We start from the raw sequence: 25,558 nt of genomic DNA, 5'->3' as shown, positions 1-25,558 counted from the left end.
TCAGGGCAAGGCGATCTGCCGTTCGAGGCCGATGCCGATGGTGAACTGGTTGGCGCCGTCGAGCCGCTTGGTGATCGGGCTCGCCGCCGCCGCGCCCACCAGCCGGTCGTAGCCGGCGAAGAAGGTGGTGGTCCAGTCGTGCCCGGTGTCGTAGGCGACCGAGCCGGCGAGGCCGGCGGAGCTCGCCCCGCCGCCCGGCGTGTAGGGCTGGAGCGCCGGGTTCATGGCGCTGGTGAAGGCCGAGACGCCGAAGGCGGTCTGCATGGACGTGGCGTCGGCGAACTGGAGCCGCGGCCCGATGCCGAAGGTGAACGGCCCGCTGGCGGTCACCCAGTCGAGCCCCAGCGTGCCGGTGAAGCCGTCGCCGCCATTCACCCCGTGCCGCAGCTCGGCCCGCGCCCGGATGGCCTTGTCCAGCGGCCAGAATTCCGCGAACCCGCCCACCTCCAGCGTGCTGCTGTAGCCCGGCAGGCCCGGCAGCACCCAGTTGGGCCGCGAGGCGCGGATCGCCGCCAGTGGCCCGACGGAGATGCCGCCCAGCGTGAGCAGGGTGATGGAGAGATCGTCGTCCGGCGCGCCGAATGTGGCCGGCTCGTCGGCGCGGCGGATGTCGAAGGTCGGCATCAGCGTCGGGTCGGAGTTGCGCGACCCCGGGAAGCTGGGGGCGACCGAGGTCTGGAGCCCGAGGCTCAGGATCCAGCCCGTATCCTCCGCCGCGGCGGGCGCCGCGGCGAGCCCGCACGCGGCGGCGAGCGCCAGGGCGGGCGCCCGGTGGCGATGGGGATTATTCCTGCGCTTCTGCGACACGGGACACCTTGATGGCAAATTTCTTGATCCGATGCCAAAGGCTGCGCTCGGTGATGCCGAGCCGCTCGGCGGCACGGGCCTGCACCCCGCCGGCCTCCTTCAGCGCTTCCAAAACAAAGTCCCGCTCGATGCGGGCCAGCTCCTCGTCGAGATCGGCCGGCAGCGCCCTGGCCTCCGCCACCGGCGGGCCGTCGGGGCCGAACAGCATGAGGTCTTTCAATTCGATGGCGCTGCCGCGCGCCACGATGGCGGCGCGCTCCATGCAGTTCTGCAATTCGCGGATGTTGCCGGGCCAGGCATAGGCCGTCATCGCCGCGGCGGCGGCCGGGCTCAGCCCCTCGATGCGCTTGCCCATGTCCTCGGCCGCCTTCCTGAGGAAATGGCCGGCGAGCAGGGGAATATCCTCGCCCCTCTCGCGCAGCGGCGGCAGCGTGATGGGGAAGACCGCCAGCCGGTAGTAGAGATCCATGCGGAAGGCGCCTGACGCCATCTCCTTCTGGAGATCCTTGTGGGTGGCGGCGATGATCCGCACGTCCACCTTCACCGACTTGCTGCTGCCCACCGGCTCGAACGTCTGCTCCTGGATGGCACGCAGCACCTTGGCCTGCACCGGCAGCGGCATGTCGGCGATCTCGTCGAGGAACAGCGTGCCCCGGTTGGCGGCGGTGAAGCGGCCGTCGCGGCTGCCGGTGGCGCCGGTGAAGGCCCCCTTCACATGGCCGAACAGCTCGCTCTCGATCAGTGTCTCGGGGATGGCCGCGCAATTCACGGCGATGAACGGCAGGTCGCGGCGCGGGCTGTTGTAGTGGATGGCGCGGGCCACCAGTTCCTTGCCGGTTCCGCTCTCGCCTTGCAGCAGCACGGTGGCCTTGCTCTGCGCCACCTCTCCCGCCTGGCGGAGCACGTCCTGGAACGGCGGGCTGCGGCCGATCAGGGTGTCGAAGGCGTAGCGGCCCTCAAGCTCCGTCCGCAGGCGGGCATTCTCGCTGACCACGGCGCGGATCTTCAGCGCCCGCTCCAGGGTCGCCACCACGTCGTCCAGTTCGAAGGGCTTGGCGACGTAATCGAAGGCGCCGTCCTTCACCAAATCGACCGCGCCGCGCACCGTGGCATAGGCGGTCATGACGATGACCGGCAGGTCCGGCCGGTCCTTTTTGAGCGCCAGCAGCAGGTCGCGCCCGCTCTTGTCGGGCATGCGCAGGTCGGTCAGCACGGCATCGACGGGATTGGCGTCGCAATAGGCCAGCGCGGCGGCGGCGCTGCACACCGCCACGGCCTCGAAGTCGCGCTCCGCCAGCGCCGCCGCCAGCACTTCGCCGAGCCGCGCCTCATCGTCCACCACCAGAACGGCCGGTGCCATCTCAGCCCTCCTTGTCCCGGACAAGCGGAAGCCGGATGCGGAAGATCGCGCCCCCCTCCGGCGCACGCCGATATTCGATACTTCCGTCATGGGCCTCCAACGTCACCTGCACCTTGGCTAAACCAAGGCCGGTTCCGTTCGCCTTGGAGGTGACGAAGGGATCGAACATGCGCGCGACCATGTCCGGCGGCACGCCGGGGCCATTGTCCTCGACCTCCAGCGACACCATGCCGCCCGACAGGGTGACCCGCAGGATGATGTGTCCGCCCTCGCCCACCGCATCCGCCGCGTTCAGGATCAGGTTGAGCAGCGATTGATGCAGGCGGTCGGGATCGCCCATCACCATCGCCGGCGCCGCCGGGGCCAGCAGCGCATAGGTGATGCCGCGCCGCTTCAGCTCGGGAGCGGTAAAATCGAGCGCCGGCTGGGCCACCTCACCGACGAGGTCGATGGGCCGGCGCTGGCAATGGGCGGGGTGGACATAGTCCAGCAGTTCCGCCACCAGCCGCTCGATGCGGTTCACCTCCTCCAGCACGAACACCATCAGCCGGTCATTGCCGGGCGCGAGCGCGGACTTGCGGCGCACCAGCTCGGTGGAGGTCTTGATGATGCCGAGCGGGTTGCGGATCTCATGGGCGATGACGGCCGCGGCCTCGCCCAGCGTCGCCAACTGCGCCCGGTGCCGCATCTCGGCCTCCAGCGTGCGCAGCGCTTCGAGCTGCGCGGTCATGGCGTTGAAGCCGACCGCCAGTTCCTCCATCTCGCGCCCGCCGACTTCGGGGATGCGCATGTGGTAGTCGCCGGCCGCCACCGAGCGCAGTCCCAGCATCAGTTGCCGCAAGGGCTCGCTCAGGCGCTGCGAGAGGCCGATGCCGGCCAGCAGCGACAGCAGGCCGGCGACCCCGGCCAGCGCCAGGAACAGCCACCACGTGCCGAGGCGCTCGAAGGTCGCCGACGTCCCGTTGAGGCGGCAGACCACGATGCCGACGAGGCGGTGGCGATTGTCGCGCAGCGCCGCATAGGCCACCGCCGACTTGACCCTCAGGCCGTTCTGGTCCGCCGTCTCCGCGCCGTCCAGCAGGTGCGCCAGCACCGTAGGCGGAACGGTGAAGGCCCCGCCCCGCCCGCGCGTCAGGTCCCGAACCACGCGCCCGTCGGCGGAGACTTCGAGCAGGTGCACGTCCAGGGAGCGGATGGTCTCGGGCGCGTTGAAGAATTTCTCGTCGAGCAGGTTGCCGACGAACAGGAAGCTGTCGGCACCGGCGATGCGCAGCTCCTGCACGGCACCCACCATCATCACCGGCTCGTCATGGTCCTGGCCGAAGAAGATCGAGGACATGGCCTCTCGCGGCAGCGGCTGGGTCAGCTCCAGGTCGCCGATGGAGAACAGGATCCGCCCGTCCGCATCGTAGAGCCGCATATAATCGTAGCCGACCGAGGTGAGAAGGTCGGCGAAGGTCTCGATGGGGCCGACCTCGCCATTGGGATCGAGCTTGGCGCCGGCGATGGCGGCGGCGACGATGGACGTGGCATGCTGCGCCTCCTCCTGCGCCTCGACCGCCTCATTGGCCATGAACATGGCGATCTCACCGATCCACTGGGCCACATTATGCTCGAACGCCGCCGAGATGGACTGGGCGGCGATGAAGCTGGCGATGAGCACCGGCGGCACGCTCACCGCCAGGAAGGCAAGCGCGAGCTTCGGACGCAACGCGAGACGCGCCCACCAGCGGAAGGGAGGAGCCTGCGACACCTGTGTGTCCTCAGCCGCCGCGCGGATCGCAGCGCGGCTGCCCGGCCGGCGCCCGGCGCCACCGCACCGTCTGGCCGAGGGCCTCGACACCCAGGAATCCCGTCACTTCCAGCTCCTCCGGGCCGTGCGTGCGGATCGACACCTGATAACGCCGGCCCGTGTCCGGGTCGTAGATCCAGCCGCCGCCGAACGCGCCGTCCCGCGCCCGCAGCTCGCCCACCACCGGCAGGCCGCACAAGAGCCGGGGCCGCAGGGCCGCGTCCGGATTGTTATCATCCCGCGCGGGCTCGCTCCCGTCCAGCGGGCTCTTGAGCCAGCCGATGGTGCCGCACAGGGCGTTGCCGCAGGCGGCAAGCTCGATCGCCGCCTCGCCGTCGTCCGTTATCCACAAGCCCCGGATGTCGGGCGCCGCGGCGGAGACCGGCGCCGACAGCAGGACGAGAGCGCCAAGGCCGGCCAGGGCCGTGGCGTGGATAGGGATCAATCGAGGCATCACAACTTGGCTCCTTCGGCGGCCGCTGCCGGCTGGTGTTCGCTTTCCTCCTGGCCGATCAGCCAGACGCCGCAAAAGATCAGCGCGATGCCGAGCATGGGGACGAGGCCGATACGCTCGCCGAAGATCAGCCAGGCGCCCATGGGCACCGTGACGTAGCTCAGGGCCGTCAGCGGGAAGGCCTGCGCCAGATCGCTGCGCTGAAGGATGAGAATCCACAGCGCATAGGTGGCGAGATAGGCGGCGGCGGCGAGCCAGGCGCTCGCCGACCCCGCCGCCGCCAGCAGGAAGGCCGGTCCCAGCGGCAGGTCGCCGATGGCCGTGGCCGCCGCCTTGAAGGCGAGCTGGGTGGCCGTGTCCGCCGCCAGATACAGCGCCAGCAGCGGCAGGAAGGCGGAGCGCGCGGCACTCATGCGCCGGCCCTCTCGGTGGCTACTCTCTTGGCGGCGGCGCGCAGGTCCGGGTCCCAGCGCGGAAAGGACAGCAGCGGCGCGGCCAGCCGGATGGCCCCGTTCAGCACTGGGTTGCGGTGCTTGACCATCAGCGTCAGCGGCTCCAGCGCGCTGCCGAAGCGCAGCTTGGAGGCATAGGCGGTCTGGCCGGTCTGCAGATAGCGGCGCCCGATGCGCTGGCAGAAGCGGACGTTCTCCATCCAGCTCACCGCATAGAGGTCGTTCTCCCGCGCCAGCGGGTAGCGCATGCCCAGGAACTTGTCGATCACCCGCTCCGGTTCGATGAACAGCAGGTTGAACGCGGCGAGCACGCCATCGACGCGATAGCAGGCAAAGGCGACCCGCCCTTGCATGGCCTCGGAAATCCGCTCGAAATAGCGCTCCGGCAGCTCTTCGAAATCGCCGTAATGCACATGGCTCTGAGCCCGCGTCTCCTCATAGAGCGCGGCGATCTCCGTCTCCAGCCCGGCGATGGAGCAGCGCCAGTCCACCGTGACCTTGCCCGCGCGCTTGAGCTTGCGGCGGACGTCCTTGCGGGTGGCCGCCGAGAGACGGGCGAGATAGGCATCGAAGCTGTCGGCCCCGGCGAGGTCCAGCACCGCCAGGGGCAGGCTCTCCACCGCCACATAGCCGGCGGCCCGCAGGCGCGGCCCGGCCCACGCCATGTCGCGCGGCGCCAGATCCTTGAAGGCGACGAGCGAGGCCCCCTGGCGGCGCGCCTCGGCCTCGACGGCCGCAAGCAGGCTATCCATCGCCTGGGCCTGCTGCCCGACGGGCAGGCGGGGACTGAGCGCGACGGGGCAGCGTTCGGTGAAGGGAGAGCCGACGCCCAGCATGCGCCATTCGAGCAGGCCCGGCAGGCGGGCGGCCACCGCGTCGCAAACGCGCCCCAGCGCGCCGCCCTGGAGCGGGGTATCCAGCCGGTACTTCAGCGCGAACAGGGGCGCGCCGGCCGCGAAGCCCTCGCGGTCCTCCACGACGGCGGCGGAAAGCCGGAACGCCGCCGGCGGGGCCGCGGCGCAGGCGCCGAGATAGTCCCAGCCCTCGCTGTCGGGAAAGCGCGCGAGGTCCCAGTCGCGCCGGGCGATCGCGGACAGGCTGGGAACGATGCGCGCGCTCATCGCGGACGGCACCGACGCCAGCGGCATCGCGCCGGGCCAGCCGGCCACCGCTCCGTCAAGCGACATGGCTGATCTCTCCCGGCGTCCATGCGCGGCCGGCGCCGGCGGGTGCGTCGCGCGCCACCTCGGCGGTGCGGGTGACGAAATCCACCACCCGCGCGGTGACGATGTGGTGCTGCCGGTCGAGCGTGACCAGATGGTAGCTGTCCTCCAGCACGAGGCTCTCCACCAGCCCTCCCAGCCGGCGCTGGAGCAGCATGGCGTTCTTCAGGCTGGCCACGTCGTCCTCGCGCGCATGGACCAGCAGCGTGCGCTGCCGGATCGCGGGCAGCAGCGGCTTCAGCGCCGCCACGAGGCGCCAGAGTTGGCGCAGGGCGGCCGCGGGGGTGGCGGGCAGCCCCGCCTCGCCGCCGCCCTGGCGCAGGGCCCGGACGATGACGGCGCGGATACGCTGGTCCTTCACGCCATAGGGCTCGCGCTCCACGAACTGATAGCGGCGGCCAAGCGGGGTATCGATGAGCAGGCGCAGCAGGAAGCTGTACCAGGGGATCGACCAGCCGTCGTAGCGCAGGGTCGGGGCCAGCATGACGAGGCCCTTGACCCGCTCCGGCTGGCGCGCCGCGAGCAGCGCCGCGAGCACCGCCCCCATGGACAGCCCGCCCACCAGCACCGTCTCGCACCGCTCCTCCAGCAGCGTGAGGGCGCGCAGTGCGCTGTCGTACCAGGCCTCGAAATCGGTGGCGGCGAGCTCCTGCGAACCACCGCCATGGCCTTCGAGCTGGCAGCACAGCACGGTGTGCCCGGCGGCGGCGAGCTTGCGGGCGACCTCGCGCATCTCGATCGGCGTGCCGCCCAGCCCATGGATGAGCAGCACGCCCACCGGACCTCTCTCAATCAGAAAACTACGATCGACGATGGCCATGACGGCTCCTCACAAGGTGCTGGCGACAAGGACGATACCGGCGGTGACCAGGACCGCGCCGGCAAACTGGCGTCGCCCGATGCGCTCGCCCAGGATGAGATGGCTGGCGAGGGTGATGCCGAGGATGTTGAGGCTGGCGAGCGGGAAGGCGATGCCGAGCGGCGCCAGCACCAGCACCCGGATCCAGACCACGAATTCCACCACGTAGACGGCGATGCCCAGGAGCAGCCACCGCTCGCTGAACAGCGCCCATGCGAACGCCAGCCGCCGCCCCGGCGCGGGGGCGGGCAGACGGTCGGCTCCGCGCTTGAACGCGAGCTGGCCGCAGACGTCGCAGACGACGGAGAGCGCGATCAGCACGGCGAGTTCCGGCATCATGACAGCAGGTCCCCCATGTGCCGGAGGATGCGCAGGTTCGCGGCCTGGTTGACGGCGTGCCCGGCGGCCTCCGGTACCGGGCGCTGCGCCCGGTCGCAGAAGGCGAGGAATGTGCGCCAGGGGCCAAGCGCACCCTCCGGCGAATAGTCGCCGCACACGTCCATCCCCAGGATCGGGCGGTGCTCGGCGAACAGCGCGATGGCGTCGAGCACCTGCTCAAGGGTGAGCTGCCCCTGGTCCCAGTTGGTCACCGCCTCGCGTTGCGTCAGCACGTCCTTGTCGAGGGTGATCCACAGCGGCCCGTCGGGCAGCCGGTCGGCCACATCGGCCATGCGGATCATGAAATCGCGATCGGACAGGCCGTGCCAGCGCAGCCCGCAGCGGCCGATGCCGGGGTCGCCCTCCGCGCTCGCCGTCTCGAACGCCGGGCCGGCATAGAACGTCGCCTGCGACGCGAACGGGTGGATCTCCAGCCGACCGGTGCGCACCGAGGCCATGTCGGCGCCCTTCAATTGGGGGGCGGCCATGTCGGCCCGGCCCGGCCCGATGGTCACCACGCGCAGCACCTGGCGCAGTTCCAGGGCGCGGGCCACCCAGGAGCCGCAGTTCACGCTGGCCGGCACCCGGACCCAGTCGGGGTGGTTGTCGAAATGGATGATGCTGACCGGCTGCTCCAGGCGCTCCACCAGCAGCAGCGTGAGATGGTGGAAATCGCCCGAGCCGTAGAAATAGATGTCGCCGGGCGCCGGGGCGGCGAGCCGCCCGCCCAGCGTGGCGAGCGCCGCGCGCTGCGCCTGAAGGCGCAGGCGCGGCGCGAGATCGCGGGCGGCGACGACGTGGCCGCCCGCCGCCGCGCATGCCCCCATGAGGACGGGCTGGCCGGCCAGCGCGCCATCAAGATCGAGGATATGCGGGCGCATGGCCTTCACCGCGGCGTGACCTGGGTGAACAGCTGGTCGAGCAGCGCCAGGGCGAGGTCGATCTCCGCATGGGAGATGGTCAGCGCCGGGGCGAGGGTGATGACGTTCTTGTGGTAGCCACCGACGTCGAGCACGAGGCCGTAGCGTTCGCCCCCGTGCACCAGGTCGGCCTTCATCGCCTCATCGACCATGAGGTCCAGCAGCGCCTTGGCCGGCGTGTAGCTGTCGCCCGGCTCGCAGATTTCGATGCGCAGGGCCAGGCCGAGCCCGTCCACGTCGCCGACGATGCGGTGCTTGGCCTTCAGCTCCTTCAGGCCGTCGAGGAAATAGGCGCCCTTGTCCATCACGCTGGCGCCGAAATCCTCCTCCTTCATCATCTTCATGGCTTCGAGCGCCACGGCGGTGCCGAGCGGATTGGCGTTGAAGGTGGAATGGGTGGAGCCGGCCGGGAAGATCTGCGGATTGATCAATTCCTCGCGGGCCCACAGGCCGGAGAGCGGATTGAGGCCGTTGGTCAGCGCCTTGCCGAACACCAGCACGTCCGGCTGGACGCCGAAATGCTCGATCGACCACAGCTTGCCGGTGCGGTAGAAGCCCATCTGGATTTCGTCCACCACCAGCAGGATGCCGTGCTTGTCGAGCACGCGCTTCAGCTCGGGGAAGAAATTCGCGGGCGGGATGACGTAGCCGCCGGTGCCCTGGATGGGCTCCACATAGAAGGCGGCATATTCGCTCTGCCGCACCTTGGGGTCCCACACGCCGTTGTATTCGCTCTCGAACAGGCGCTCGAACTTGCGCACGCAGTGAACGCCGTATTCCTCCTTGGTCATGCCGCGCGGCCCGCGGAAATGGTAGGGGAACTCGATGAACTGCGCCCGCTCGCCGAAATGCCCGTAGCGGCGGCGATAGCGATAGGACGAGGTGATGGCGGAGGCGCCCAGCGTGCGGCCGTGATAGCCGCCCTCGAAGGCGAACATCAGGCTCTTGCCGTTGCAGGCGTTGCGCACGATCTTGAGCGAATCCTCAACCGCCTGCGCGCCGCCGACGTTGAAATGTACGCGGCCCTTGCGGCCGAAGCGCTCCTGCGCGCCGATGGCGATCTCGGCGGCAAGCTCGATCTTCTCGCGGTGCAGATACTGGCTGGCGACCTGCGGCAGGCGGTCGAGCTGGCGGCGCATGGCCTCGTTGAGCCGCGGATTGGCATAGCCGAAATTGACCGCGGAATACCACATCTGGAGATCGAGGAACGGGCGGTCCTCGTCGTCATACATGAACGAGCCTTCGCAGCGCTCGAAGATCTTCGGGAATTCGGTGTAATGCACCGTATCGCCGTATGAGCAATAAGCGTTTTCCAGCGCGTGCAGGCGCGCGCGGTCGGCCTCGGCCGAGGTCGGGGCGCCGGTGATCATGTTGCGGTCAAGCATGAAGGTCCTCGAGGACAAGGCCGGCGGAGCCGGCCGGGGAAAGACCCTGCGCGGGGTGCAGGGTGGTGAGATAGGCGCGCGCGTCGGCAAAGCCGGAGATGGGCCGATGGGCGATGCCCTCGGCGGCGCAGAAGGTGGCGAGACGCCCCTTGGCGAGCACGAAGTCGGCGCGGCGCGCGAGGCAGAAATCGGAGCGCCCGTCGCCCACCAGGATCACCCTGGGCGGGGCCAGACCGTCCTTGGGCTGGACGGCCGCGCATTTACAGGTGCCGTTGGAGCAGGTCGCATCCTCGGCGCCGAACTCCGCCCGCCAACGGTCCGCTCCGGCCTGGACCAGCCGGTTGCAGGCGACGGGCAGGTCGATCCCGGCGGCGGCGAGCAATGTGCGGATGGAGCGGTCGAAGCCGTCCGAGACGACGGAGACATGGGCGCCGATCGCGCGCGCCGCCTGCAGGAAATCAGCGAAGGCGGGATCAAGCGCGATGCCGGCCAGCGCAGCGTCGATCTCCTCCGGCCGCGCCCGGATGAGCGCGACCTGCCCGGCGAGGCAATCGCGGGAGTTGATCTCCCCGGCCTGCCACCGCGCCTCTATGTCCAGCCACGCCGGATCAGCGAAGGTCTCAAGCAGGAAATCGGTGGTGTCGATAGGGCAGATGGTGCCGTCAAAATCCAAGGCGAAGTGCAGTCGCATGCCAGTCCCCGAAGGTGCGCTTCAGGGATCGCAAGAGGCGTGCCAGCCGACAATTCTTTTATAATCAATGCCTTGGATGGGTAGGTGGCCGGCCTGCCACAGCCGCGTTTTGGAGCCTCCTCCAAAATGCGGGGATGCCCTTAGGGAGGGCGCGGCCGAGCCACGCAGGCGCATCGACCTGCCGCAAGGCGCATGGCCGGACCGCCTCCGGCGGCCGGCGTCACCGCGCATGACGGTCTGACATGACGCGGAGCATCAACCGTCCGACACGCGACTGCCTCCCGGCCCGGATGGGCGCGCGAGGCATGGCGACAGAAGATGGAACGGGCCTTGCGGGGGAGAGTGCCGTTGAACGTTCCGCCGCGGCACCGGGCGGGATCGCGATGGGCTGCGGCTATTCGCCGGAGCGATGCTGCCAGTCCGCGGCCGCCGGAAGCAAGCCGAGGACATCCACGTGCACCGCGCCAACGGCCGACGGCCGCTTTGTATCCGAGAAGCGCAGCCGCAGCAGGCGGCCCTCATCTGTCCGCAGTTCCAGCCCGTGGCCGAAGCCCCCCTTCGGGGTTGCCGCCGGTAGGCAGATCTCCCCGCAGCTCGTCACCTGTCCGGCACTGGAGAGATAGCCCTCGAAATCATATTCGGTGCGTGCGATCGGCACGTTCCCGCAGACGAGAAGGCCGCTCCCGCGCAGCCCGCCAAGATAGTTCATGGTCCTGCTCCTTGTTCGGGGGCCGCCGCAGCGTGTTTCGGACGCAGCCGCAGCCAGCCGTGGTCCGGGAGACCCGCGAGCGGGCACCGGCCGGCAGAACCGAGACGTGCCCGGCCCCGCACGCCCCGAGCCTGTCTCAGCCCTTCTTCTTGGGTGCGCCCAGCGAAACCGGCACGCCCTTGGCGAGGATCGGCGCCGCGGCTGCCGGCTCCTTCGCCTTCTTCGGCTTCTTGGCTTCGCGGTTGCCGCGTATCTGTCCCTTGGCCATCATCATCTCCTGCTCATCGTCGGGGGCCGCGCCGCCGGCGACACGCGCGGGCAGCAGTGCGGCACAGGGCGCGGATATACAAGGGGCGCGCCGCAAAGCGCGGCGGCGCCCCGCATGCTGCAATCAGCTCAGCGACTTGAGATTGTCGGCCGACATCTTGCCGCTCTTCCGGTCGGACACCAGCTCGAAGTCCAGCTTCTGGCCCTCGTGCAGATCGGAGAGGCCGGCGCGCTCGACGGCGCTGATATGGACGAAGGCATCGCTGCCGCCGTCATCCGGCGCGATGAATCCAAAGCCCTTCTGGGCGTTGAACCATTTTACGGTTCCCGTGGCCATGGGATACCCTTTCTATGTGCATGAAGCTTGCTTACCCGCGAATAACGGGCAGTCGAATTCGCATTTATCAGGACGAAAAAGCTTCACGGCACGCATATCTTCATATGCATAAACCAGCTTATCTGGCCATCTATCGACAGCATTAATATGTGCTTCCACGGAAAATATTTCAAGAACGATGATTTTTTAAATCAACCCAGGCCGAAAAACATTCGGGATCCCCTCGTTTTGTCCTAAGCTGGCAGCTGCGCACGGCGCTTCCGGGCGGCCGGGGCCTGATGGCGCACGTCGGTGGATGCCGCAGGGGAGATCCGTGACCACGCTGAACATCCGCCACCGCACCACATATCGCTACAACGGCGCCGTCAGCCTGAACCCGCATCACCTCATGCTGCGCCCCCGCGAGAGCCGCGAGCTCAGGCTGCGGTCGATGCGGCTGAACATCGCGCCGCCCGCGATCGTGACCTGGGCCCATGACGTGGCCGGCAACGTGGTGGCCACCGCCGCCTTCCAGACGCTGACCACCAGCCTCGTCATCGAAAGCCTGGCCGAGGTGGAGCTCGATGCCGCGGCATGGCCCATCTTCAGCATCGCGGCGTCCGCCATCTCCTACCCCTTCCTCTACAGCGCGGATGAATGGACCGATCTCGGCGCGCTGGCGCTCCCCCAGCATCCCGATCCCGCGGGGCGGCTAGGCGCATGGAGCCGTGCCTTCGTCCGCAGCGAGCCGACGGACACGCTGGCTCTGCTGAAGGACATCAATGCCGGCGTCCTGGCCTGGGTTTCCTACCAGGGCCGCGAGGACGAGGGCACGCAGTCGCCCACCCGCACGCTGGAGCGCGGCTGGGGCTCCTGCCGCGACATGGCCGTGCTGTTCGCCGAGGCCGTGCGGACGCTGGGGTTCGGCGCGCGGATCGTGTCGGGCTATCTCCACAACCCGGCGGAGGCGTTCCTGGGGTCGTCCGGCGCGGGCAGCACCCATGCCTGGGCCGAGGTCTATGTGCCCGGCGCGGGCTGGATCACCTTCGATCCCACCAACCGCAGCGTCGGCGGCGCCAACCTCATCCCGGTCGCGGTGGGGCGGGACATCCGGCAGGTCATGCCGGTGAGCGGCGGCTTCGTCGGAATGACCGACGCCTTCAATGCCATGTCGGTCGAGGTGTCGGTCCGTCCGTCGGCGGCGTGACGCCGCACGCCTATTTCACGTCCCACTGGCACATGCGGAAATCGTTGCGGCGCTGGCGCATGTCCACATGCACATGGCTGGCGTGGGCGCTGTCGGCGCCGGGGCCGAGCACGGTGCGGAACCGCTCGCAGGCGCTCTTCTGCACCTCCGCCCGGATGTCCTTCGTGGCGGCATCGGCCTGCGAGAACTCCACCACCCGCCCGTCCGCGAGCTTGATGCCGAGCAGGTCGAACGCGTTGCCGCTGGCATGCTCGCTGATCTGCGCCCCGGCCTGCCCGTTGCGGGGCCGGCAGGCGTGGCCGCCGACGCCCTTCAGCTGTGCCAGCGCCGTACCATGGCGTCTGGCGATGGCCGCTAGGTCGTCGCGGATCCAGGATGCCAATTCCAGCGCCATGGTGCATCGCACGGTCACCGCGCTGTCGAGGGTGACGGCCGGGCCTTCCGGGAGGGTCACGCGCGAGAACGCCACCGGGCCGGGGATCGCGCAGGCGCCCTCCCCCTTGGCAGGCTCGTCCGGATCAGCCTTGGCGATCGCCTCCCCGCCCCGTGCGGTGAAATCCTTGAGACAGGCGGCAAACGCCGCCTCTTCCATGGGCGCCGGCGGCGGGGCACTGTCCTGCGGGGCGACGGACGGCGAGCCGCCCACATCCTCCGGGCGCGGCAGAGGCAGCGGGACGGCCGCGCGCGACCGTTCGCCCCGGGCGAGGCGCTGCGGCGCCGGCTTCGGCAGCGGGACGGAGGGCCCGGCCGCCGGCGCGGGGGGCGCGGCGGCCTTTGCCCCCGGCAGGGCCGACTTGGGCCGGGCGAGCGGCGCCTGCGCCTCCGCCGGAAGAACGGCCAGGACCATCGCCCATGCCATGCCCGCCACGGCCAGCCGCCGCGGACCCCTCATGATCCGGTCTGCTCCACGAACCGGACCTTCACGCCGGGCTTCAGCATGTCTGCCAGTTCCATGGCGTCCCAGTTGGTCAGCCGGACGCAGCCATGCGATGAAGACTTGCTCACCTGCGCGGGCTCCGGCGTGCCGTGGATGCCGAACGTCTCCTTCGACAAGGCGATCCAGACGGCGCCCACGGGATTGTTCGGACCGGAGGGCAGCACCAGCTTCTTCTTGTTGCGGCCCTGCTGGAAGTTCTTCTCCGGATCGTAATAATAGGGCGGATTGAACACGATGCGCCGGACCGTGTGCTCGCCTTCCGGCGAGGGCGTGTCCGCGCTGCCGATGGTGGCGGGATAGCTGGCGAGGATCGCGTCGTTGGCGCCATAGACCACCAGCATGCCGGTGGCTTTCACCGCCTCGACCCGCTCCACCTTCACGTTCGGCTTTCCGTGCGCGATCGAGACCACCAGGATCCTGTCGCCGGGCTTGCGCGTCTTCAGGCCCGGATTGAGGACCTGGAGCAGCCCCTTGCTCATGTGGAACCGCTCCGCGAACATCTCCTCCGGGCTCGTGTAGTCGAGCTTCTTCATCTTCGCCTGCTTGGCGTAGTCGCGGGGGATGGAACGGGGAAACCTGGCGCTCGTGTCTTTCTTCGTGAGCTGGTAGTCAGTGACGATGTCACCCGCCGTCGGGCCGCCGAGCGCCGTCCACGTCTGCTCGTCCAGCTGGTCGCCCTCGCCGAGGCTGTTCTGCCGCCGGAACTGGGCGATGGCCTTGTGGTAATTCTCCCCGTCCATGCCGTCGATCTCGCCCGGCGAGATGGAGCGCCGGGCGAGCAGCACCTGCACCTTCACGATGAGGGCCTGGGGCTTGCCCGCATCCTTGCGGGACTTGGTATCCCTGTGGGACCTGGCATCCCTGTGGGACTTGGCATCCTCGCGGCGCCCGGCGTCCCGGCCGGGCTTCCGGTCGCCCGCCGCCAAGCCATCCCGTACCGGTGCATTCTTGGCGGCATCAGCCGTAAAGCTGGCAGTATTGATAGCTTCGGCGGTCAGCGCAAGGACAGGGCCGCCCAGAGCCAGGAAGATCGCCAGAGACCAGACAGAAAGACGCGAGGTGTCCATGGACGTTCCGATGCAGGGGCAAGACCTGTAGCTGAACGGCCCACCCCACATCTTGTTCCGGCAAGGACGCCGACCCGGTCGCGCTCGTCACGCGATCGCCGTCACCTCGACCTCGTGGCCGGCCACCATCGCCACATCCCCGATGCTCTTGCCCATGAGCGCCCGGGCCAGCGGCGAGACGTAGGACACCGAGCCCCTGGCCGGGTCCGCTTCATCCTCGCCGACGATGCGGAACACCTGGCGGCGGCCGTCGGCGCGGTCGAGCGTCACCGTGGCGCCGAACTGCACGATATCCAGCGCGGGCGGGCTTTCGACCAGTTGGGCGGTGGCGCGGCGGGCGCTGTAGTAGCGCAGGTCCCGAGTGGCCCGCGCCATGGCCGTGCGGTCCGCCTGCACGTCTCCGGTCTGCGCCGCCGCATAGGCTGCCCGCGCCGCCGCCAGCGCGGCGTCGAGCGCCGCCAGCCCGCTTGCCGTCACCAGGTTGGGATGCGGCGAGACCGGCCGGTCCGGCAAGTCGGCGGCTGTGGCTTCCAGGTCGTTCTCGCGCGTGAAGGCGACGGACATTGCGTGCGGAATCCCATCGGCAGGGTGTCGGGTGCGCCCGCCGCCTTGCGGCGACGGGAGCATGACCGATCAAGATAGTGCGGACGGCGCCGTTCCGCCACGCCGGCGCCCGCGCGACGGGGCCGGGCCTCTCAAGGCCGCTCGGAGACAGCGGCGAGGCGGCGGCGCAGCTCGGCGTTTTCCGCCTCCAGCCCCGCGAGGCGCTCGCGCAGCGGATGCACCGCCTCGGCCACCTCCGGCTCGGTGAAGCGCGGGGTGATGTGCTGGGGGCAGTTCCAATCGAAGGCTTCCAGCCGCAACCGGAAAATGCGTTCGAGCTTGGCCTTGTAGTCCGGGACGGTGACCCGCGCCGTCAGCTCGGGATCGGCGTCGAGCGCCACCGTCTCGACCCGCGCATAGATCTTGAGCCGCGCCCGATGGGCATAATCCATCAGGAACAGGCAGGCCCGGTCGTTCGCCGCCAGATTGCCGAGGCTGATATACTGGCGGTTGCCGCGATAGTCCGCGAACGCCAGGGTCCGGTCGTCGATCTGCCTCAGGAAGCCGCGCGGCCCGCCCCGGTGCTGCACGTAGGGCCAGCCGGTTTCGGAAATCGTCGCCATGTAGAAGCTGTCGCGCTCGGCGATGAACGCCGCCTCATGCGCGGTAAAGCGATCGAAGGCGCGGTGGCCGGCAAAATCGCTCCAGAGGTGGTCGGCGCCCATCGCCGCCTGCGCGGCGCGAACGCTGGGCGTCACGGCGATATCGAGGAATCCGTAGGACATGGCACATCTCCGGCGGCGCGATCAACGAAGCAGAAGATGACCTTTTCAGCAGCCCTGCATAATCATGTAAGATTGAAAGTCATCTCTCCATATTCTGGAAAGCCGGATGGATCGCCTGGAAGCCATGTCGATGCTGCTGGAGGTGGTGGAGAGGGGCAGCCTGTCGGCCGCCAGCCGTGCCCTGCGGGTGCCGGTGCCGACGCTCAGCCGGAAGATCACCGAGCTGGAGCACCTGCTGGGCACGCGGCTGCTGGTCCGCACCACCCGCAAGCTCACGCTGACCGATGCCGGCCTCGGCTATGTGGCGGCGGCGCGGCGCATCCTGGATGAGGTCGAGGAAGCGGAACGGGAGGCGGCCGGCGAATTCACGGCGCCGAAGGGAGAGCTCGTCCTCTCCGCGCCGGTGATGTTCGGGCGGCTGCACGTCCTGCCCGTGGTCGCCGACTTCCTGGCGCTGTTCGCCGACATCAGCGTCCGCCTGCTGCTGGCGGACGGCAATGTCCATCTCGTCGACGACCATGTGGACATGGCGGTCCGGATCGGGACCTTGCCGGACAGCGCCATGGTCGCGACGCGCGTGGGAGCGATGCGGACCGTGGTCTGCGCCAGCCCGGCCCTGCTGGCCCGGCACGGCGTGCCCCGGACGCCGGAGGACCTGCTCGGGTTGCCATGCGTCGCGCTCGATCTCCCCCTGCCCTTATCCCGCTGGCGATTCCAGCCGGCAGGATCGACCGCCGCCATCGACCTCGCGCTCGCACCGCGCCTGTCCGTGTCGACGACCGAGGCGGCCGCACAGGCCGCCGTGCGCGGCGTCGGGTTCACGCGGCTGCTGCACTACCAGGTGGCCGAGGCGGTGGACGCCGGCACGCTCCGGATCGCTCTCGAAGCCTTCGAGCCGGAGCCCGCCCCCATCCACCTGCTCCACGCCGCCCGCAATCAGGTGCCGCTCAAGATGCGCCGTTTCCTGGATTTCGCGGCGCCGCGGCTGCGGCAGGCGCTCGGCAGGTTCGAACCCGGCCAGCCGCGGGGATCGTCCCCGACCGAGGACGACAGCGCGCCGGACGCTCAGCGCGAGCCCGCGTGATAGGCGGCGTCGGGGACGAGTTCCATCCAGGTCACGCTGCTGCCATCGCGCGCTTCTGCGACGGCGAAGTGCGTCATGGGCTGGTCGGCGGTCGCGCCGTGCCAATGGCGCACATTGGGCGGGATCCAGACCACGTCGCCGGGGCCGACCTCGTCCTTCGGCCCGCCTTCCTTCTGCACCCAGCCGCGCCCGGAGACGATGAACAGCGTCTGGCCAAGGGGATGCGTATGCCATGCGGTGCGTGCCCCAGCGGAGAAGGCAACGGTGCCGCCGCCGATGCGGGCCGGCGCGTCGCCCTGATAGAGGCCGGAGACCCGCACCGCGCCGGTGAAGCGGTCGACCGGGCCGGCCATCCCACCATCGGCGGACGCGCGGATGATCCGCAGGTCGGGGGCGGCCATGGCCACGCCGACGGCCGGCGCCGCCTCCCGGCCCGCGAACACCCGTTCGAGCACAGGCACCGCCGACATGGCGCGCGGCCAGCCCGCATAGAAGCCCAGGTGGGTCGCCACCTCGGCCGCCTCGGTGCGGGTCAGGCCGTTGTCCATGGCGCGGTTGGCGTGGAACGGAAGCTGCTCGGGCTGGCCGATGGCGATCAGCGCGGCCATGGTGATGAGGCTGCGGTCGCGCGGCGACAGCTCCGGCCGCCGCCACAGGTCGCCGAACAGCACCCGATTGGTCAGGTCGGCGAGGGCCGGAGCGGTGGGCGCCACGGCGGTGTTTACCGTCGCCGCCCGCGCCGCCTCCGCCGCAGCCTCCAGGGTGAGCGGGACGACGCCGCTCGCGGTGACGGCGCCGATGCCGCGCTCGTCGAACACCGTCTTCACCTCGGTCACGGCGGAAACGGCATTCGGCCAGCCGGTGTAGAAGGCAAGCTGGGTGATCAGCTCACCGAGCTCGCCGGGCGTAACGCCATTGTCCAGGGCCCGCCGGACATGGCCGGGAATCTGCCCGGTCTTGCCGGTGGAGATGAGCGCGGCCACGGTGATCAGGCTCCGGTCGCGCGGCGCCAGTTCCTTGCGCAGCCAGACCTCGCCGAACAGCACGTCATCGGTGAAGTGGCCGAGGCCCGGCGCGACCTCGTAGACGGCCGGCGGAGCGATCCGCTTCTGCAGCGTCTCTTCCGCCTCAAGCCCGCTGGCGGCAAGGGCGGAGATGGCGATTCCGGCTGCGATTTTCTTCAAGATCTCATCTCCTCGTCCGTGCCGGAACCCATGGCTTGTCACCCGCACGGCCACTTCATGTCCGTACGCGCCTGCCCCACTCCAGCGTGGAGGCAACGCGGGCGCCGCGACGCTCGTGCGTCCCGACCCGGCAAACTTAACGGCGACCGTGCGCCACGATTAGAGCGCCAGCTCCGCATAGGCCTATGTCGCGCGTTCATGAATGGCGCAGGCGGGTGCGGCACTCGGCCCTCCACCAACCGGGCGCGAGCGGAGATCAGGTGGCGGCGCATTCATGAACTTCAGATATAGCCGCATGCTGTTTATTGCGTCTAATCGATCGAGCCCGACCGACCTATCTTCCCAGACACGACAGCCGGGAGCTGCCGAAGCATTGGAGAGCGGACGATGAAAAAGCGTGTATTGGGAAAGTCTGGCCTTGAGGTCTCCGCCATCGGCTTCGGCTGCATGGGCCTGAATTTCAGCTATGATCACGCGCTCAGCAAGAACGACAGTATCGAGCTCATCCGCGCGGCGGTGGACCTGGGCGTCACCTTCTTCGATACGGCCGAGATCTATGGTCCCTTCACCAATGAGGAGATCGTCGGCGCGGCGCTGGCGCCGGTGCGCGACAAGGTGGTGATCGCCACGAAATTCGGCTTCGACGTGGTCGATGGCAAGATGGCGGGCACCAACAGCCGTCCCGAGCATATCCGCGCCGTATGCGAGGCCTCGCTGAAACGGCTGGGCGTCGAGGTCATCGACCTGTTCTACCAGCATCGTGTCGACCCCAACGTGCCGATCGAAGACGTCGCGGGGGCCGTCAAGGACCTGATCGCCGCAGGCAAGGTGAAGCATTTCGGATTGTCCGAGCCTGGGGCGCAGACCGTGCGCCGCGCCCATGCGGTGCAGCCCGTCTCGGCGCTCCAGAATGAATATTCGCTCTGGACGCGCGGCCCCGAAACCAACGGCATCCTCGCGGTCTGCGAGGAACTCGGCATCGGCTTCGTGCCCTACAGCCCGCTGGGCAAAGGCTTCCTGACCGGCGCGATGACGAAGGACACCAAGATCGGCGACACCGACTTCCGCAAGATCCTGCCGCGCTTCACGCCGGAGGCGCTGGAGAAGAACCAGGCGCTGGTGGACCTGCTCAAGCGCATCGGCGCCGCCAAGAGCGCTACCCCGGCGCAGATCGCCCTGGCCTGGCTGCTGGCCCAGAAGCCCTGGATCGCGCCGATCCCCGGCACCACCAAGCTGCACCGCCTAAAGGAAAATCTTGGCGCGGCGGACGTTGTGCTGACCGCAGGCGATCTCGCCGAGATCGCGCAGGCGGCGGCCGCCATCCATGTGGAGGGCGAACGCTATCCCGCCCATCTCATGGCCACCACCGGCCGCTGATCACAGGAGGCCGACCCCATGGGCGACGATGCCGGAATCATGGCCGGAATCTCGCGGCGGGACGCCCTGGCCGGCGCCCTCTCGCTTCCGCTGGCCGCCGGACCGGCCGGCTCAGCTTCTGCGGCGCCGGCCCGAGCGAACGCCCGCATCCTGGTCTCCTACTTCTCCCGCTCGGGCAACACGCGGGTGATCGCCGGCCAGATCCGCCGGGCCTATGGGGCGGATCTGTTCGAGATCGTGCCCACCAATGCCTATCCCGAGGATTATGAGGCCACGGTCCGGCAGGCCGAACAGGAACGCCGGGCCGGGACCGAACCACCGCTGGCGGCGACCGTGCCGGACATCGCCGCCTACCATGCGGTGTTCCTCGGCTTTCCCATATGGGGAACGACCGCGCCCGCCGTGATACGCTCATTCCTCGCCCGCCACGATCTCGCGGGGAAGACCCTCGTGCCGTTCATCACCCACGGCGGCTATGGTCGAGGGGGCAGCGTGGCGGTTCTGGCCGCCCATGCGCCCGCCGCGCGTATCCTCGACGGCTTCACCATCAGGGCCGACCAGGAACGGGAGACCCTCGCTCAAGTCACGCAGTGGCTAGGCGACATCGACATAGACTGACCTCGCCCCCCGCAAGACGAGGTCCAGTCGGCAATCGGAAGGATCACGCACATGAGCAACAATATTCAGGGCAAGGTCGTCGTCATCACCGGCGCCAGCAGCGGCCTCGGCGAAGCAACGGCCCGCAATCTCGCGGCCGATGGGGCAAAGCTCGTCCTCGGCGCGCGCCGTCTTGACCGCCTCCAGGCGCTGGCGGCGGAACTCGGCCTGCCCGCTTCGGCAGCCGTCCAGACGGATGTGACCGACAGCGCGCAGGTGCAACGCCTGGTCGAGGCCGCCGTAACCGCCCACGGACGCATCGACGTCCTCATCAACAATGCCGGGCTGATGCCCCAATCGCTGCTGGAGCGTGGCAAGATCGAGGACTGGAGCCGGATGATCGACGTCAACATCAAGGGCGTGCTCTACGGCATCGCCGCCGCTTTGCCGCACATGACGGCGCAGAAGAGCGGCCATATCATCAACGTATCCTCTGTCGCGGGCCATAAGGTCCGTGCCGGCGGCGCCGTCTACTCGGCCACCAAGCATGCTGTGCGCGTCATCTCCGAAGGCCTGCGCCAGGAGGTGAAGCCCTACAACATCCGCACCACGATCGTCTCCCCCGGGGCGGTTCAGTCCGAGCTGCCGTTGAGCGTCACCGAGGCCGATGTGGCCAAGGGCATCCAGGATTTCTACGCCGCCTACGCCATTCCGGCGGACAGCTTCGCGCGCATGGTCGCCTTCGCCATCAACCAGCCCGACGACGTGGACGTGAACGAGATCCTGTTCCGCCCCACCGCCCAGGAACTGTGAGTCGCATGCAGTCCAATCTACCGGACTGCCGGCGCGCCGCCGTCGCCCCGTTGGACATGGCCCCGCGCGCCGCCTGCGCCGCCACGGATAGCGGCGCCAGACCCCCGGCGCGGGTCCCGGCCGCCAAGCAGGGCTGGTGGGTGCTGGGCATCCTCAGCCTGCTTATGGGCTTCGCGTCGATCTCGACGGACCTCTACCTGCCGGCCATGCCGGCCATGGGCCATGCACTCGGCACCAGCAGCGGCATGATGGAGTGGACCGTCTCGGGCTATCTGATCGGCTTCAGCCTGGGCCAGTTGCTCTGGGGGCCGGTCAGCGATCGCCACGGCCGCCGCCCACCCGTCGCCGTGGGACTCGTGCTTTTCGTGATCGGCTCCGCCGGCTGCGCCCTGGCCGGCAGCGCGTCGGCGATCATCGGCTGGCGCGTCGTGCAGGCGGTCGGCGCATCCGCCGGCGTCGTGCTGTCGCGGGCCATGGTGCGTGACCTGTTCGAGGGGCCGCGCGCCGCCCAGATGCTATCGACGCTGATCACGGTAATGGCCATCGCCCCGCTACTCGGGCCGGTGGCCGGCGGGGAGATCCTTGCGCTCGCCGGATGGCGCGCGATCTTCTGGATCCTGGTCGGCGTCGGCCTCCTGACGCTCTTTGCGCTGCCGACCCTGCCCGAGACCCTGCCCGTTGAGCGGCGCAGCCGGGAGCCCCTGGGCCGCGCCCTCATGGGCTACGGCGCGTTGCTGGGCGATCGACGGCTGTTGGGCTATGCCGGCGCCGGCGGTTTCTTCTACGGCGGCATGTTCGCCTATATCGCCGGTACGCCGTTCTCCTACATCACCTATCATCACGTCCCGGCCCAGCTTTACGGCCTGCTGTTCGCGGCCGGCATCATCGGCATCATGGCCACCAACATGATCAATGCACGCCTTGTGGTCCGCTTCGGCAGCGACCGGCTGCTGACTTACGGAACAATGGGCGCGGCGGGCGCAGCGCTGGTGCTCGCGCTCGCCGCCCGGACCGACTGGGGCAGGCTCTGGGGCCTCGCGGCGCCGTTGTTCGTGTTCGTCTCGGCCACCGGCTTCATCGTCGCCAATTCCATCGCCGGTGCGCTCAATGATTTTCCCGAGCGGGCGGGCGCCGTGTCGGCGCTGGTCGGCGCGCTGCAATATGGCAGCGGCATCGTCGGGTCCGGGCTGGTCGGGGCCTTCGCCGACGGCACGCCTTGGCCGATGGGATGCGTGATCGCCCTGGCCGGCATCGGCAGCCTGCTTTGCACGCGGCTGCTCGCGCGCACCCTCGCGCACCATTAGTGGAGAACCCTCGCATGCGCCCGAAGATCATCTGCCACATGGTGAGTTCCATCGACGGGCGCCTGCGCGTCGACCGCTGGACGGCCCCCGCCGCGGGCATCGATGCCGCGGCACTGCGCGGCCGCTACGACGAGATCGCCGCACGGCTCGACGGCGATGGGTGGATCGTGGGCCGCAAGACCATGGAGCCCTTCGCCCGAGGGCAGGCGCGGATGGCGCCTGCCACCGCCCACTTTCCGCGCGTCCCTCATGTCGCCGGGGCCGGCGGGCGCGATCTCGCGGTCGCCATCGACCCGCATGGCAGGCTGCACTACGGCCGGGACGATGCGGACGGCGACCACATCGTCGCCGTGCTGGGCGAGCAGGTGTCCGACGCCTATCTGGCCGAACTGCGCGCTGATGGCGTGTCATACGTCTTCGCCGGCCCGGACGGCCAGGACATCGCCAGGGCGATGGATCGCCTCAGCGAGCTCTTCGCTGTGCGCACACTGCTGCTGGAAGGCGGCGGCATGATCAATGGCGCCTTCCTCAAGGCCGGCCTGATCGACGAGATCAGCCTGCTGGTCTATCCCGCCATCGACGGGCTGGCGGGCATTCCCAGCATATTCGGCTATGCCGGGGACACGGACGAGCGGCCCGCTGCCGGCCGATCGTTGCGCCATTTCGCGACCGAAACCCTCGACGGCGGCATGGTCTGGCTGCGTTACCGGATCGAACCTGAGCCCGGAACGGACTGAGCCGGCTGTGGCATCACCTCGACTTCATGGCCGGCACGGGGGCGGGATTAGCCATTGAGAAATCCAAACAGTCATGCTCATGATTCATCAATGCAGCGCGAAGACCTCGTCGATCTGAATGCCTTCCTCATGGTGGCCGAGGAGATGAGCTTCACGCGCGCCGCGGCGCGGCTGGGCACCTCCCAATCGGCGCTCAGCCACACCATCCGGCGGCTTGAGGCACGTCTCGGCGTGCGCCTGCTCACCCGGACCACCCGGAGCGTGGCGCCCACCGAGGCCGGGGAGCGGCTGCTGGGCACGCTGCGGCCGGCTCTCGACGATATCGGCGCCGAGTTGGCCTCCCTCAGCCAGTTGCGCGAGAAGCCGGCCGGAAACATCCGCATCACCACCTCGGAACACGCGGCCAACACGGTGCTTTGGCCGGTGATCGAGCGCCTGCTGCCCAACTATCCCGACGTCCATGTGGAATTGAGCCTCTATTCGGGCCTCACCGACATCGTCGCCGAGCGCTTCGATGCCGGCGTCCGCCTCGGCGAGGCGCTGGCGAAGGACATGGTCGCCGTCCGCATCGGCCCGGACCTGCGCATGGCTGTGGTCGGTTCACCGGACTATTTCAAGGACAGACCGATCCCCACGACACCCCATGACCTGTCGGGGCACCAGTGCATCAACCTGCGCATGCTGAGTTCCGGCGGGTTCTACGCATGGGAGCTTGAGAAGGACGGCCGCGAGGTGCGTGTGCGCGTAGAGGGGCAATTGGCCTTCAACGACGTCCGGATGGTCATCCGCGCGGCCCTGTCCGGGGCGGGCCTTTGTTTCGTCATGCAGGATCGCGTCGAGGAGCACCTAGCGAGCGGCCACCTCGTGCGCGTGCTGGAGGACTGGTGCCCGCCGTTCACCGGATATCACCTCTATTATCCCAACCGGCGCCAGCCCTCGGCCGCGTTCACGCTGCTGGTCGACGCGCTGCGCTATCGCGGGTGAGCGGCTCCGGCCGGTGAAGGGGCCTTCGGCAGGCCCGTATTCATGAACATGGTTCATAGGCTCATGCGCAACTTCGCAGCTAACCTTTGCTGCGCATCGGCTGTAGGACAAGGCGTCTATCGGCGAAGGCGGGATGGGGCCGAAGTCGCCCGGCATCGCAAGCAATCGCCTGCCGATTGCTTCTTCCATTGCCGCATCCGCGAGCGGCTTCGCATTGCGGTGTCGCCAATCGGGCGCACCGGGAAGCAGGCTTCGCCGCGAAAAGAGGGTCATCCGATGTTGGGAACTGTTCTGTATGGGCCGGGGGATGTGCGCTACGAGGAGGTGCCGGAGCCGAAGATCCTGCGCCCGACCGACGCCATCATCCGCCTGTCGGCCACCTGCGTGTGCGGGTCCGACCTGTGGCCGTTCCGCGGCCTGAACGATGTCACCTCGCCGATGGCGATGGGGCATGAATATTGCGGCATCGTCGAGGAAGTGGGGAGCGCTGTCACCACCATCCGGCCGGGCCAGTTCGTCGTCGGCTCGTTCTGCATCTCAGACAATACCTGCCCGCATTGCCGCTTCGGCTTCCAGTCGTCCTGCCGGCAGCGCGAGTTCATGACCGGGGCGCAGGCGCCGTTCGCCCGCGTGCCGCTCGCCGACGGCACGCTGGTGGCGACGCCCGACCTGCCGCCGGATGACCTGATCCCGAGCCTGCTGGCAAGCTCGGACGTGCTCGGCACCGGCTGGTACGCGGCCGACGCGGCCCGCGTGCAGCCCGGCGCGACGGTGGTCGTCGTTGGCGACGGCGCGGTCGGCCTGATGGGCGTGCTGGCGGCCAAGCAGATGGGCGCCGGGCGGATCATCGCCATGAGCCGCCATAAGACGCGGCAGGATCTCGCTCTCGAATTCGGCGCCACCGACATCATTGCCGAACGCGGCGATGCGGGCGTGGCCCGGATCAAGGACCTGACCGACGGCGTCGGCGCGGATTCCGTGCTGGAATGCGTGGGCACCAAGGAATCGATGGCCCAGGCGCTCCAATGCGCGCGCCCCGGCTCGATGATCGGCTATGTCGGCGTGCCGCACGGCGTCGAGTTCGACGGCCAGTCGCTGTTCTTCTCGCAGGTGGGCATGCTCGGCGGCCCCGCCCCGGTGCGCCGGTTCCTGCCGCATCTGATCGACCTGGTGCTGGAGCGCAAGATCAATCCCGGCAAGGTGTTCGACCTGACGCTGCCGCTCGCGGACGTCGCCGAGGGCTACCGCGCCATGGACGAACGGCGCGCGATCAAGACGCTGCTGCGCGTCTGACAGCCTCGTCACGCGCCCGGCGGCGACATCCCC

At 69.1% G+C, this 25,558-nt stretch carries 28 protein-coding genes; 9 read left to right on the top strand and 19 right to left on the bottom strand.

Features of this window, described 5'->3' with window-relative positions; translation table 11 throughout:
* The 14 genes from YU1_RS28175 to YU1_RS0105605 form a co-directional block, all read right to left on the bottom strand.
* Complete coding sequence (locus YU1_RS28175) at positions 1 to 807, bottom strand: MipA/OmpV family protein (RefSeq protein ID WP_051356538.1); 807 nt, start codon at positions 805 to 807, stop codon at positions 1 to 3.
* Positions 785 to 2,167, bottom strand: coding sequence for a sigma-54-dependent transcriptional regulator (locus tag YU1_RS0105665; protein ID WP_029003232.1), 1,383 nt, complete (start codon positions 2,165 to 2,167; stop codon positions 785 to 787). The genes YU1_RS28175 and YU1_RS0105665 overlap by 23 nt, the downstream gene beginning before the upstream one ends.
* 1 nt (position 2,168) lies before the next feature.
* Entirely contained in the window at positions 2,169 to 3,920 is a 1,752-nt protein-coding gene (locus tag YU1_RS0105660) for a sensor histidine kinase (protein WP_029003231.1), read from the bottom strand.
* 10 nt (positions 3,921 to 3,930) lie between these two features.
* On the bottom strand, positions 3,931 to 4,413 hold the full coding sequence (locus tag YU1_RS28170) for a DUF2147 domain-containing protein (protein WP_084539685.1): 483 nt from the start codon (positions 4,411 to 4,413) through the stop codon (positions 3,931 to 3,933).
* Positions 4,413 to 4,826, bottom strand: a complete 414-nt coding sequence (locus YU1_RS28165) for an EamA family transporter (RefSeq protein ID WP_035714015.1) — start codon at positions 4,824 to 4,826, stop codon at positions 4,413 to 4,415. The genes YU1_RS28170 and YU1_RS28165 overlap by 1 nt, the downstream gene beginning before the upstream one ends.
* Positions 4,823 to 6,052 (bottom strand): GNAT family N-acetyltransferase, encoded by a 1,230-nt coding sequence (locus YU1_RS28160; protein ID WP_051356536.1) that lies wholly within the window; start codon positions 6,050 to 6,052, stop codon positions 4,823 to 4,825. Before YU1_RS28160 ends, YU1_RS28165 begins: the two co-directional genes overlap by 4 nt.
* Complete coding sequence (locus YU1_RS28155; RefSeq protein ID WP_035714012.1) at positions 6,042 to 6,908, bottom strand: alpha/beta hydrolase; 867 nt, start codon at positions 6,906 to 6,908, stop codon at positions 6,042 to 6,044. The genes YU1_RS28160 and YU1_RS28155 overlap by 11 nt, the downstream gene beginning before the upstream one ends.
* A gap of 9 nt (positions 6,909 to 6,917) precedes the next feature.
* Positions 6,918 to 7,286: an EamA family transporter gene (locus YU1_RS0105635; RefSeq protein WP_029003230.1), complete on the bottom strand. Its 369-nt coding sequence runs from the start codon at positions 7,284 to 7,286 to the stop codon at positions 6,918 to 6,920.
* Positions 7,283 to 8,206 carry an arginase family protein gene (locus YU1_RS28150; protein WP_051356535.1) on the bottom strand — a complete coding sequence of 308 codons (924 nt, stop codon included), beginning with the start codon at positions 8,204 to 8,206 and terminating at the stop codon, positions 7,283 to 7,285. Before YU1_RS28150 ends, YU1_RS0105635 begins: the two co-directional genes overlap by 4 nt.
* A gap of 5 nt (positions 8,207 to 8,211) precedes the next feature.
* Positions 8,212 to 9,630 (bottom strand): aspartate aminotransferase family protein, encoded by a 1,419-nt coding sequence (locus YU1_RS0105625; protein WP_198018847.1) that lies wholly within the window; start codon positions 9,628 to 9,630, stop codon positions 8,212 to 8,214.
* Positions 9,623 to 10,321 carry an HAD-IB family phosphatase gene (locus tag YU1_RS28145; protein ID WP_051356534.1) on the bottom strand — a complete coding sequence of 233 codons (699 nt, stop codon included), beginning with the start codon at positions 10,319 to 10,321 and terminating at the stop codon, positions 9,623 to 9,625. The genes YU1_RS0105625 and YU1_RS28145 overlap by 8 nt, the downstream gene beginning before the upstream one ends.
* Positions 10,322 to 10,715: 394 nt before the next feature.
* A complete protein-coding gene (locus YU1_RS0105615) occupies positions 10,716 to 11,030 on the bottom strand; it encodes a hypothetical protein (protein ID WP_029003228.1) in 315 nt (104 codons plus the stop codon).
* A gap of 136 nt (positions 11,031 to 11,166) precedes the next feature.
* Positions 11,167 to 11,304: a hypothetical protein gene (locus tag YU1_RS34210; protein WP_210163756.1), complete on the bottom strand. Its 138-nt coding sequence runs from the start codon at positions 11,302 to 11,304 to the stop codon at positions 11,167 to 11,169.
* Between the two features lie 117 nt (positions 11,305 to 11,421).
* Entirely contained in the window at positions 11,422 to 11,634 is a 213-nt protein-coding gene (locus tag YU1_RS0105605) for a cold-shock protein (protein ID WP_029003227.1), read from the bottom strand.
* 295 nt (positions 11,635 to 11,929) lie between these two features.
* On the opposite strand from YU1_RS0105605, the gene YU1_RS0105600 reads away from it, so the two are divergent.
* Complete coding sequence (locus YU1_RS0105600) at positions 11,930 to 12,820, top strand: transglutaminase family protein (RefSeq protein WP_425339134.1); 891 nt, start codon at positions 11,930 to 11,932, stop codon at positions 12,818 to 12,820.
* A gap of 10 nt (positions 12,821 to 12,830) precedes the next feature.
* Here YU1_RS0105600 and YU1_RS28140 read toward each other — a convergent pair whose 3' ends face one another.
* The 4 genes from YU1_RS28140 to YU1_RS0105580 all read right to left on the bottom strand — a co-directional run bounded on the left by YU1_RS28140 (position 12,831) and on the right by YU1_RS0105580 (position 16,152).
* Complete coding sequence (locus YU1_RS28140; protein WP_210163754.1) at positions 12,831 to 13,667, bottom strand: extensin-like domain-containing protein; 837 nt, start codon at positions 13,665 to 13,667, stop codon at positions 12,831 to 12,833.
* A 41-nt stretch (positions 13,668 to 13,708) separates the two neighbouring features.
* Positions 13,709 to 14,824 (bottom strand): L,D-transpeptidase family protein, encoded by a 1,116-nt coding sequence (locus YU1_RS28135; RefSeq protein ID WP_029003225.1) that lies wholly within the window; start codon positions 14,822 to 14,824, stop codon positions 13,709 to 13,711.
* Positions 14,825 to 14,911: 87 nt separating this feature from the next.
* Positions 14,912 to 15,388 carry a transcription elongation factor GreA gene (gene greA / locus YU1_RS0105585; RefSeq protein WP_029003224.1) on the bottom strand — a complete coding sequence of 159 codons (477 nt, stop codon included), beginning with the start codon at positions 15,386 to 15,388 and terminating at the stop codon, positions 14,912 to 14,914.
* A gap of 131 nt (positions 15,389 to 15,519) precedes the next feature.
* Entirely contained in the window at positions 15,520 to 16,152 is a 633-nt protein-coding gene (locus YU1_RS0105580) for a pyridoxamine 5'-phosphate oxidase family protein (protein ID WP_029003223.1), read from the bottom strand.
* 106 nt (positions 16,153 to 16,258) lie between these two features.
* Between YU1_RS0105580 and YU1_RS28130 the strand changes: the two genes are divergently transcribed.
* On the top strand, positions 16,259 to 17,236 hold the full coding sequence (locus tag YU1_RS28130; protein ID WP_051356531.1) for a LysR family transcriptional regulator: 978 nt from the start codon (positions 16,259 to 16,261) through the stop codon (positions 17,234 to 17,236).
* Here YU1_RS28130 and YU1_RS0105570 read toward each other — a convergent pair.
* Complete coding sequence (locus tag YU1_RS0105570) at positions 17,218 to 18,420, bottom strand: (R)-mandelonitrile lyase (protein ID WP_029003222.1); 1,203 nt, start codon at positions 18,418 to 18,420, stop codon at positions 17,218 to 17,220. The genes YU1_RS28130 and YU1_RS0105570 overlap by 19 nt on opposite strands.
* Before the next feature lie 387 nt (positions 18,421 to 18,807).
* On the opposite strand from YU1_RS0105570, the gene YU1_RS0105565 reads away from it, so the two are divergent.
* The 7 genes from YU1_RS0105565 to YU1_RS0105535 all read left to right on the top strand — a co-directional run bounded on the left by YU1_RS0105565 (position 18,808) and on the right by YU1_RS0105535 (position 25,525).
* Complete coding sequence (locus YU1_RS0105565; protein ID WP_029003221.1) at positions 18,808 to 19,797, top strand: aldo/keto reductase; 990 nt, start codon at positions 18,808 to 18,810, stop codon at positions 19,795 to 19,797.
* An 18-nt stretch (positions 19,798 to 19,815) separates the two neighbouring features.
* On the top strand, positions 19,816 to 20,415 hold the full coding sequence (locus YU1_RS0105560; protein ID WP_245263234.1) for a flavodoxin: 600 nt from the start codon (positions 19,816 to 19,818) through the stop codon (positions 20,413 to 20,415).
* Between the two features lie 51 nt (positions 20,416 to 20,466).
* Positions 20,467 to 21,207 carry an SDR family oxidoreductase gene (locus tag YU1_RS0105555; protein WP_029003219.1) on the top strand — a complete coding sequence of 247 codons (741 nt, stop codon included), beginning with the start codon at positions 20,467 to 20,469 and terminating at the stop codon, positions 21,205 to 21,207.
* 140 nt (positions 21,208 to 21,347) lie between these two features.
* Positions 21,348 to 22,511 carry a multidrug effflux MFS transporter gene (locus YU1_RS0105550; protein ID WP_245263233.1) on the top strand — a complete coding sequence of 388 codons (1,164 nt, stop codon included), beginning with the start codon at positions 21,348 to 21,350 and terminating at the stop codon, positions 22,509 to 22,511.
* A gap of 14 nt (positions 22,512 to 22,525) precedes the next feature.
* Positions 22,526 to 23,248, top strand: a complete 723-nt coding sequence (locus tag YU1_RS0105545) for a dihydrofolate reductase family protein (RefSeq protein WP_029003217.1) — start codon at positions 22,526 to 22,528, stop codon at positions 23,246 to 23,248.
* A 90-nt stretch (positions 23,249 to 23,338) separates the two neighbouring features.
* Positions 23,339 to 24,232 carry a LysR family transcriptional regulator gene (locus YU1_RS0105540; RefSeq protein ID WP_029003216.1) on the top strand — a complete coding sequence of 298 codons (894 nt, stop codon included), beginning with the start codon at positions 23,339 to 23,341 and terminating at the stop codon, positions 24,230 to 24,232.
* A 276-nt stretch (positions 24,233 to 24,508) separates the two neighbouring features.
* Positions 24,509 to 25,525, top strand: coding sequence for a zinc-dependent alcohol dehydrogenase family protein (locus YU1_RS0105535; RefSeq protein ID WP_029003215.1), 1,017 nt, complete (start codon positions 24,509 to 24,511; stop codon positions 25,523 to 25,525).
* The last annotated feature ends 33 nt before the right edge of the window (positions 25,526 to 25,558 follow it).

This window comes from Azorhizobium doebereinerae UFLA1-100 (assembly GCF_000473085.1).
Taxonomy (GTDB): Bacteria; Pseudomonadota; Alphaproteobacteria; order Rhizobiales; family Xanthobacteraceae; genus Azorhizobium; species Azorhizobium doebereinerae.
The sequence above is the reverse complement of the archived record's forward strand: the minus strand, read 5'-3'. Positions and strand labels throughout refer to the sequence as shown.

Bases quoted from the DNA above. Each gene is read 5' to 3' on its own strand.
- YU1_RS0105665 (WP_029003232.1), bottom strand. From the start codon at position 2,167: ATGGCACCGGCCGTTCTGGTGGTGGACGATGAGGCGCGGCTCGGCGAA.
- YU1_RS28170 (WP_084539685.1), bottom strand. From the start codon at position 4,413: ATGCCTCGATTGATCCCTATCCACGCCACGGCCCTGGCCGGCCTTGGC.
- YU1_RS28165 (WP_035714015.1), bottom strand. From the start codon at position 4,826: ATGAGTGCCGCGCGCTCCGCCTTCCTGCCGCTGCTGGCGCTGTATCTG.
- YU1_RS28160 (WP_051356536.1), bottom strand. From the start codon at position 6,052: ATGTCGCTTGACGGAGCGGTGGCCGGCTGGCCCGGCGCGATGCCGCTG.
- YU1_RS28155 (WP_035714012.1), bottom strand. From the start codon at position 6,908: ATGGCCATCGTCGATCGTAGTTTTCTGATTGAGAGAGGTCCGGTGGGC.
- YU1_RS0105635 (WP_029003230.1), bottom strand. From the start codon at position 7,286: ATGATGCCGGAACTCGCCGTGCTGATCGCGCTCTCCGTCGTCTGCGAC.
- YU1_RS28150 (WP_051356535.1), bottom strand. From the start codon at position 8,206: ATGCGCCCGCATATCCTCGATCTTGATGGCGCGCTGGCCGGCCAGCCC.
- YU1_RS0105625 (WP_198018847.1), bottom strand. From the start codon at position 9,630: ATGCTTGACCGCAACATGATCACCGGCGCCCCGACCTCGGCCGAGGCC.
- YU1_RS28145 (WP_051356534.1), bottom strand. From the start codon at position 10,321: ATGCGACTGCACTTCGCCTTGGATTTTGACGGCACCATCTGCCCTATC.
- YU1_RS0105615 (WP_029003228.1), bottom strand. From the start codon at position 11,030: ATGAACTATCTTGGCGGGCTGCGCGGGAGCGGCCTTCTCGTCTGCGGG.
- YU1_RS34210 (WP_210163756.1), bottom strand. From the start codon at position 11,304: ATGATGATGGCCAAGGGACAGATACGCGGCAACCGCGAAGCCAAGAAG.
- YU1_RS0105605 (WP_029003227.1), bottom strand. From the start codon at position 11,634: ATGGCCACGGGAACCGTAAAATGGTTCAACGCCCAGAAGGGCTTTGGA.
- YU1_RS0105600 (WP_425339134.1), top strand. From the start codon at position 11,930: ATGCCGCAGGGGAGATCCGTGACCACGCTGAACATCCGCCACCGCACC.
- YU1_RS28140 (WP_210163754.1), bottom strand. From the start codon at position 13,667: ATGGTCCTGGCCGTTCTTCCGGCGGAGGCGCAGGCGCCGCTCGCCCGG.
- YU1_RS28135 (WP_029003225.1), bottom strand. From the start codon at position 14,824: ATGGACACCTCGCGTCTTTCTGTCTGGTCTCTGGCGATCTTCCTGGCT.
- greA (WP_029003224.1), bottom strand. From the start codon at position 15,388: ATGTCCGTCGCCTTCACGCGCGAGAACGACCTGGAAGCCACAGCCGCC.
- YU1_RS0105580 (WP_029003223.1), bottom strand. From the start codon at position 16,152: ATGTCCTACGGATTCCTCGATATCGCCGTGACGCCCAGCGTTCGCGCC.
- YU1_RS28130 (WP_051356531.1), top strand. From the start codon at position 16,259: ATGGATCGCCTGGAAGCCATGTCGATGCTGCTGGAGGTGGTGGAGAGG.
- YU1_RS0105565 (WP_029003221.1), top strand. From the start codon at position 18,808: ATGAAAAAGCGTGTATTGGGAAAGTCTGGCCTTGAGGTCTCCGCCATC.
- YU1_RS0105560 (WP_245263234.1), top strand. From the start codon at position 19,816: ATGGGCGACGATGCCGGAATCATGGCCGGAATCTCGCGGCGGGACGCC.
- YU1_RS0105555 (WP_029003219.1), top strand. From the start codon at position 20,467: ATGAGCAACAATATTCAGGGCAAGGTCGTCGTCATCACCGGCGCCAGC.
- YU1_RS0105545 (WP_029003217.1), top strand. From the start codon at position 22,526: ATGCGCCCGAAGATCATCTGCCACATGGTGAGTTCCATCGACGGGCGC.
- YU1_RS0105540 (WP_029003216.1), top strand. From the start codon at position 23,339: ATGCAGCGCGAAGACCTCGTCGATCTGAATGCCTTCCTCATGGTGGCC.
- YU1_RS0105535 (WP_029003215.1), top strand. From the start codon at position 24,509: ATGTTGGGAACTGTTCTGTATGGGCCGGGGGATGTGCGCTACGAGGAG.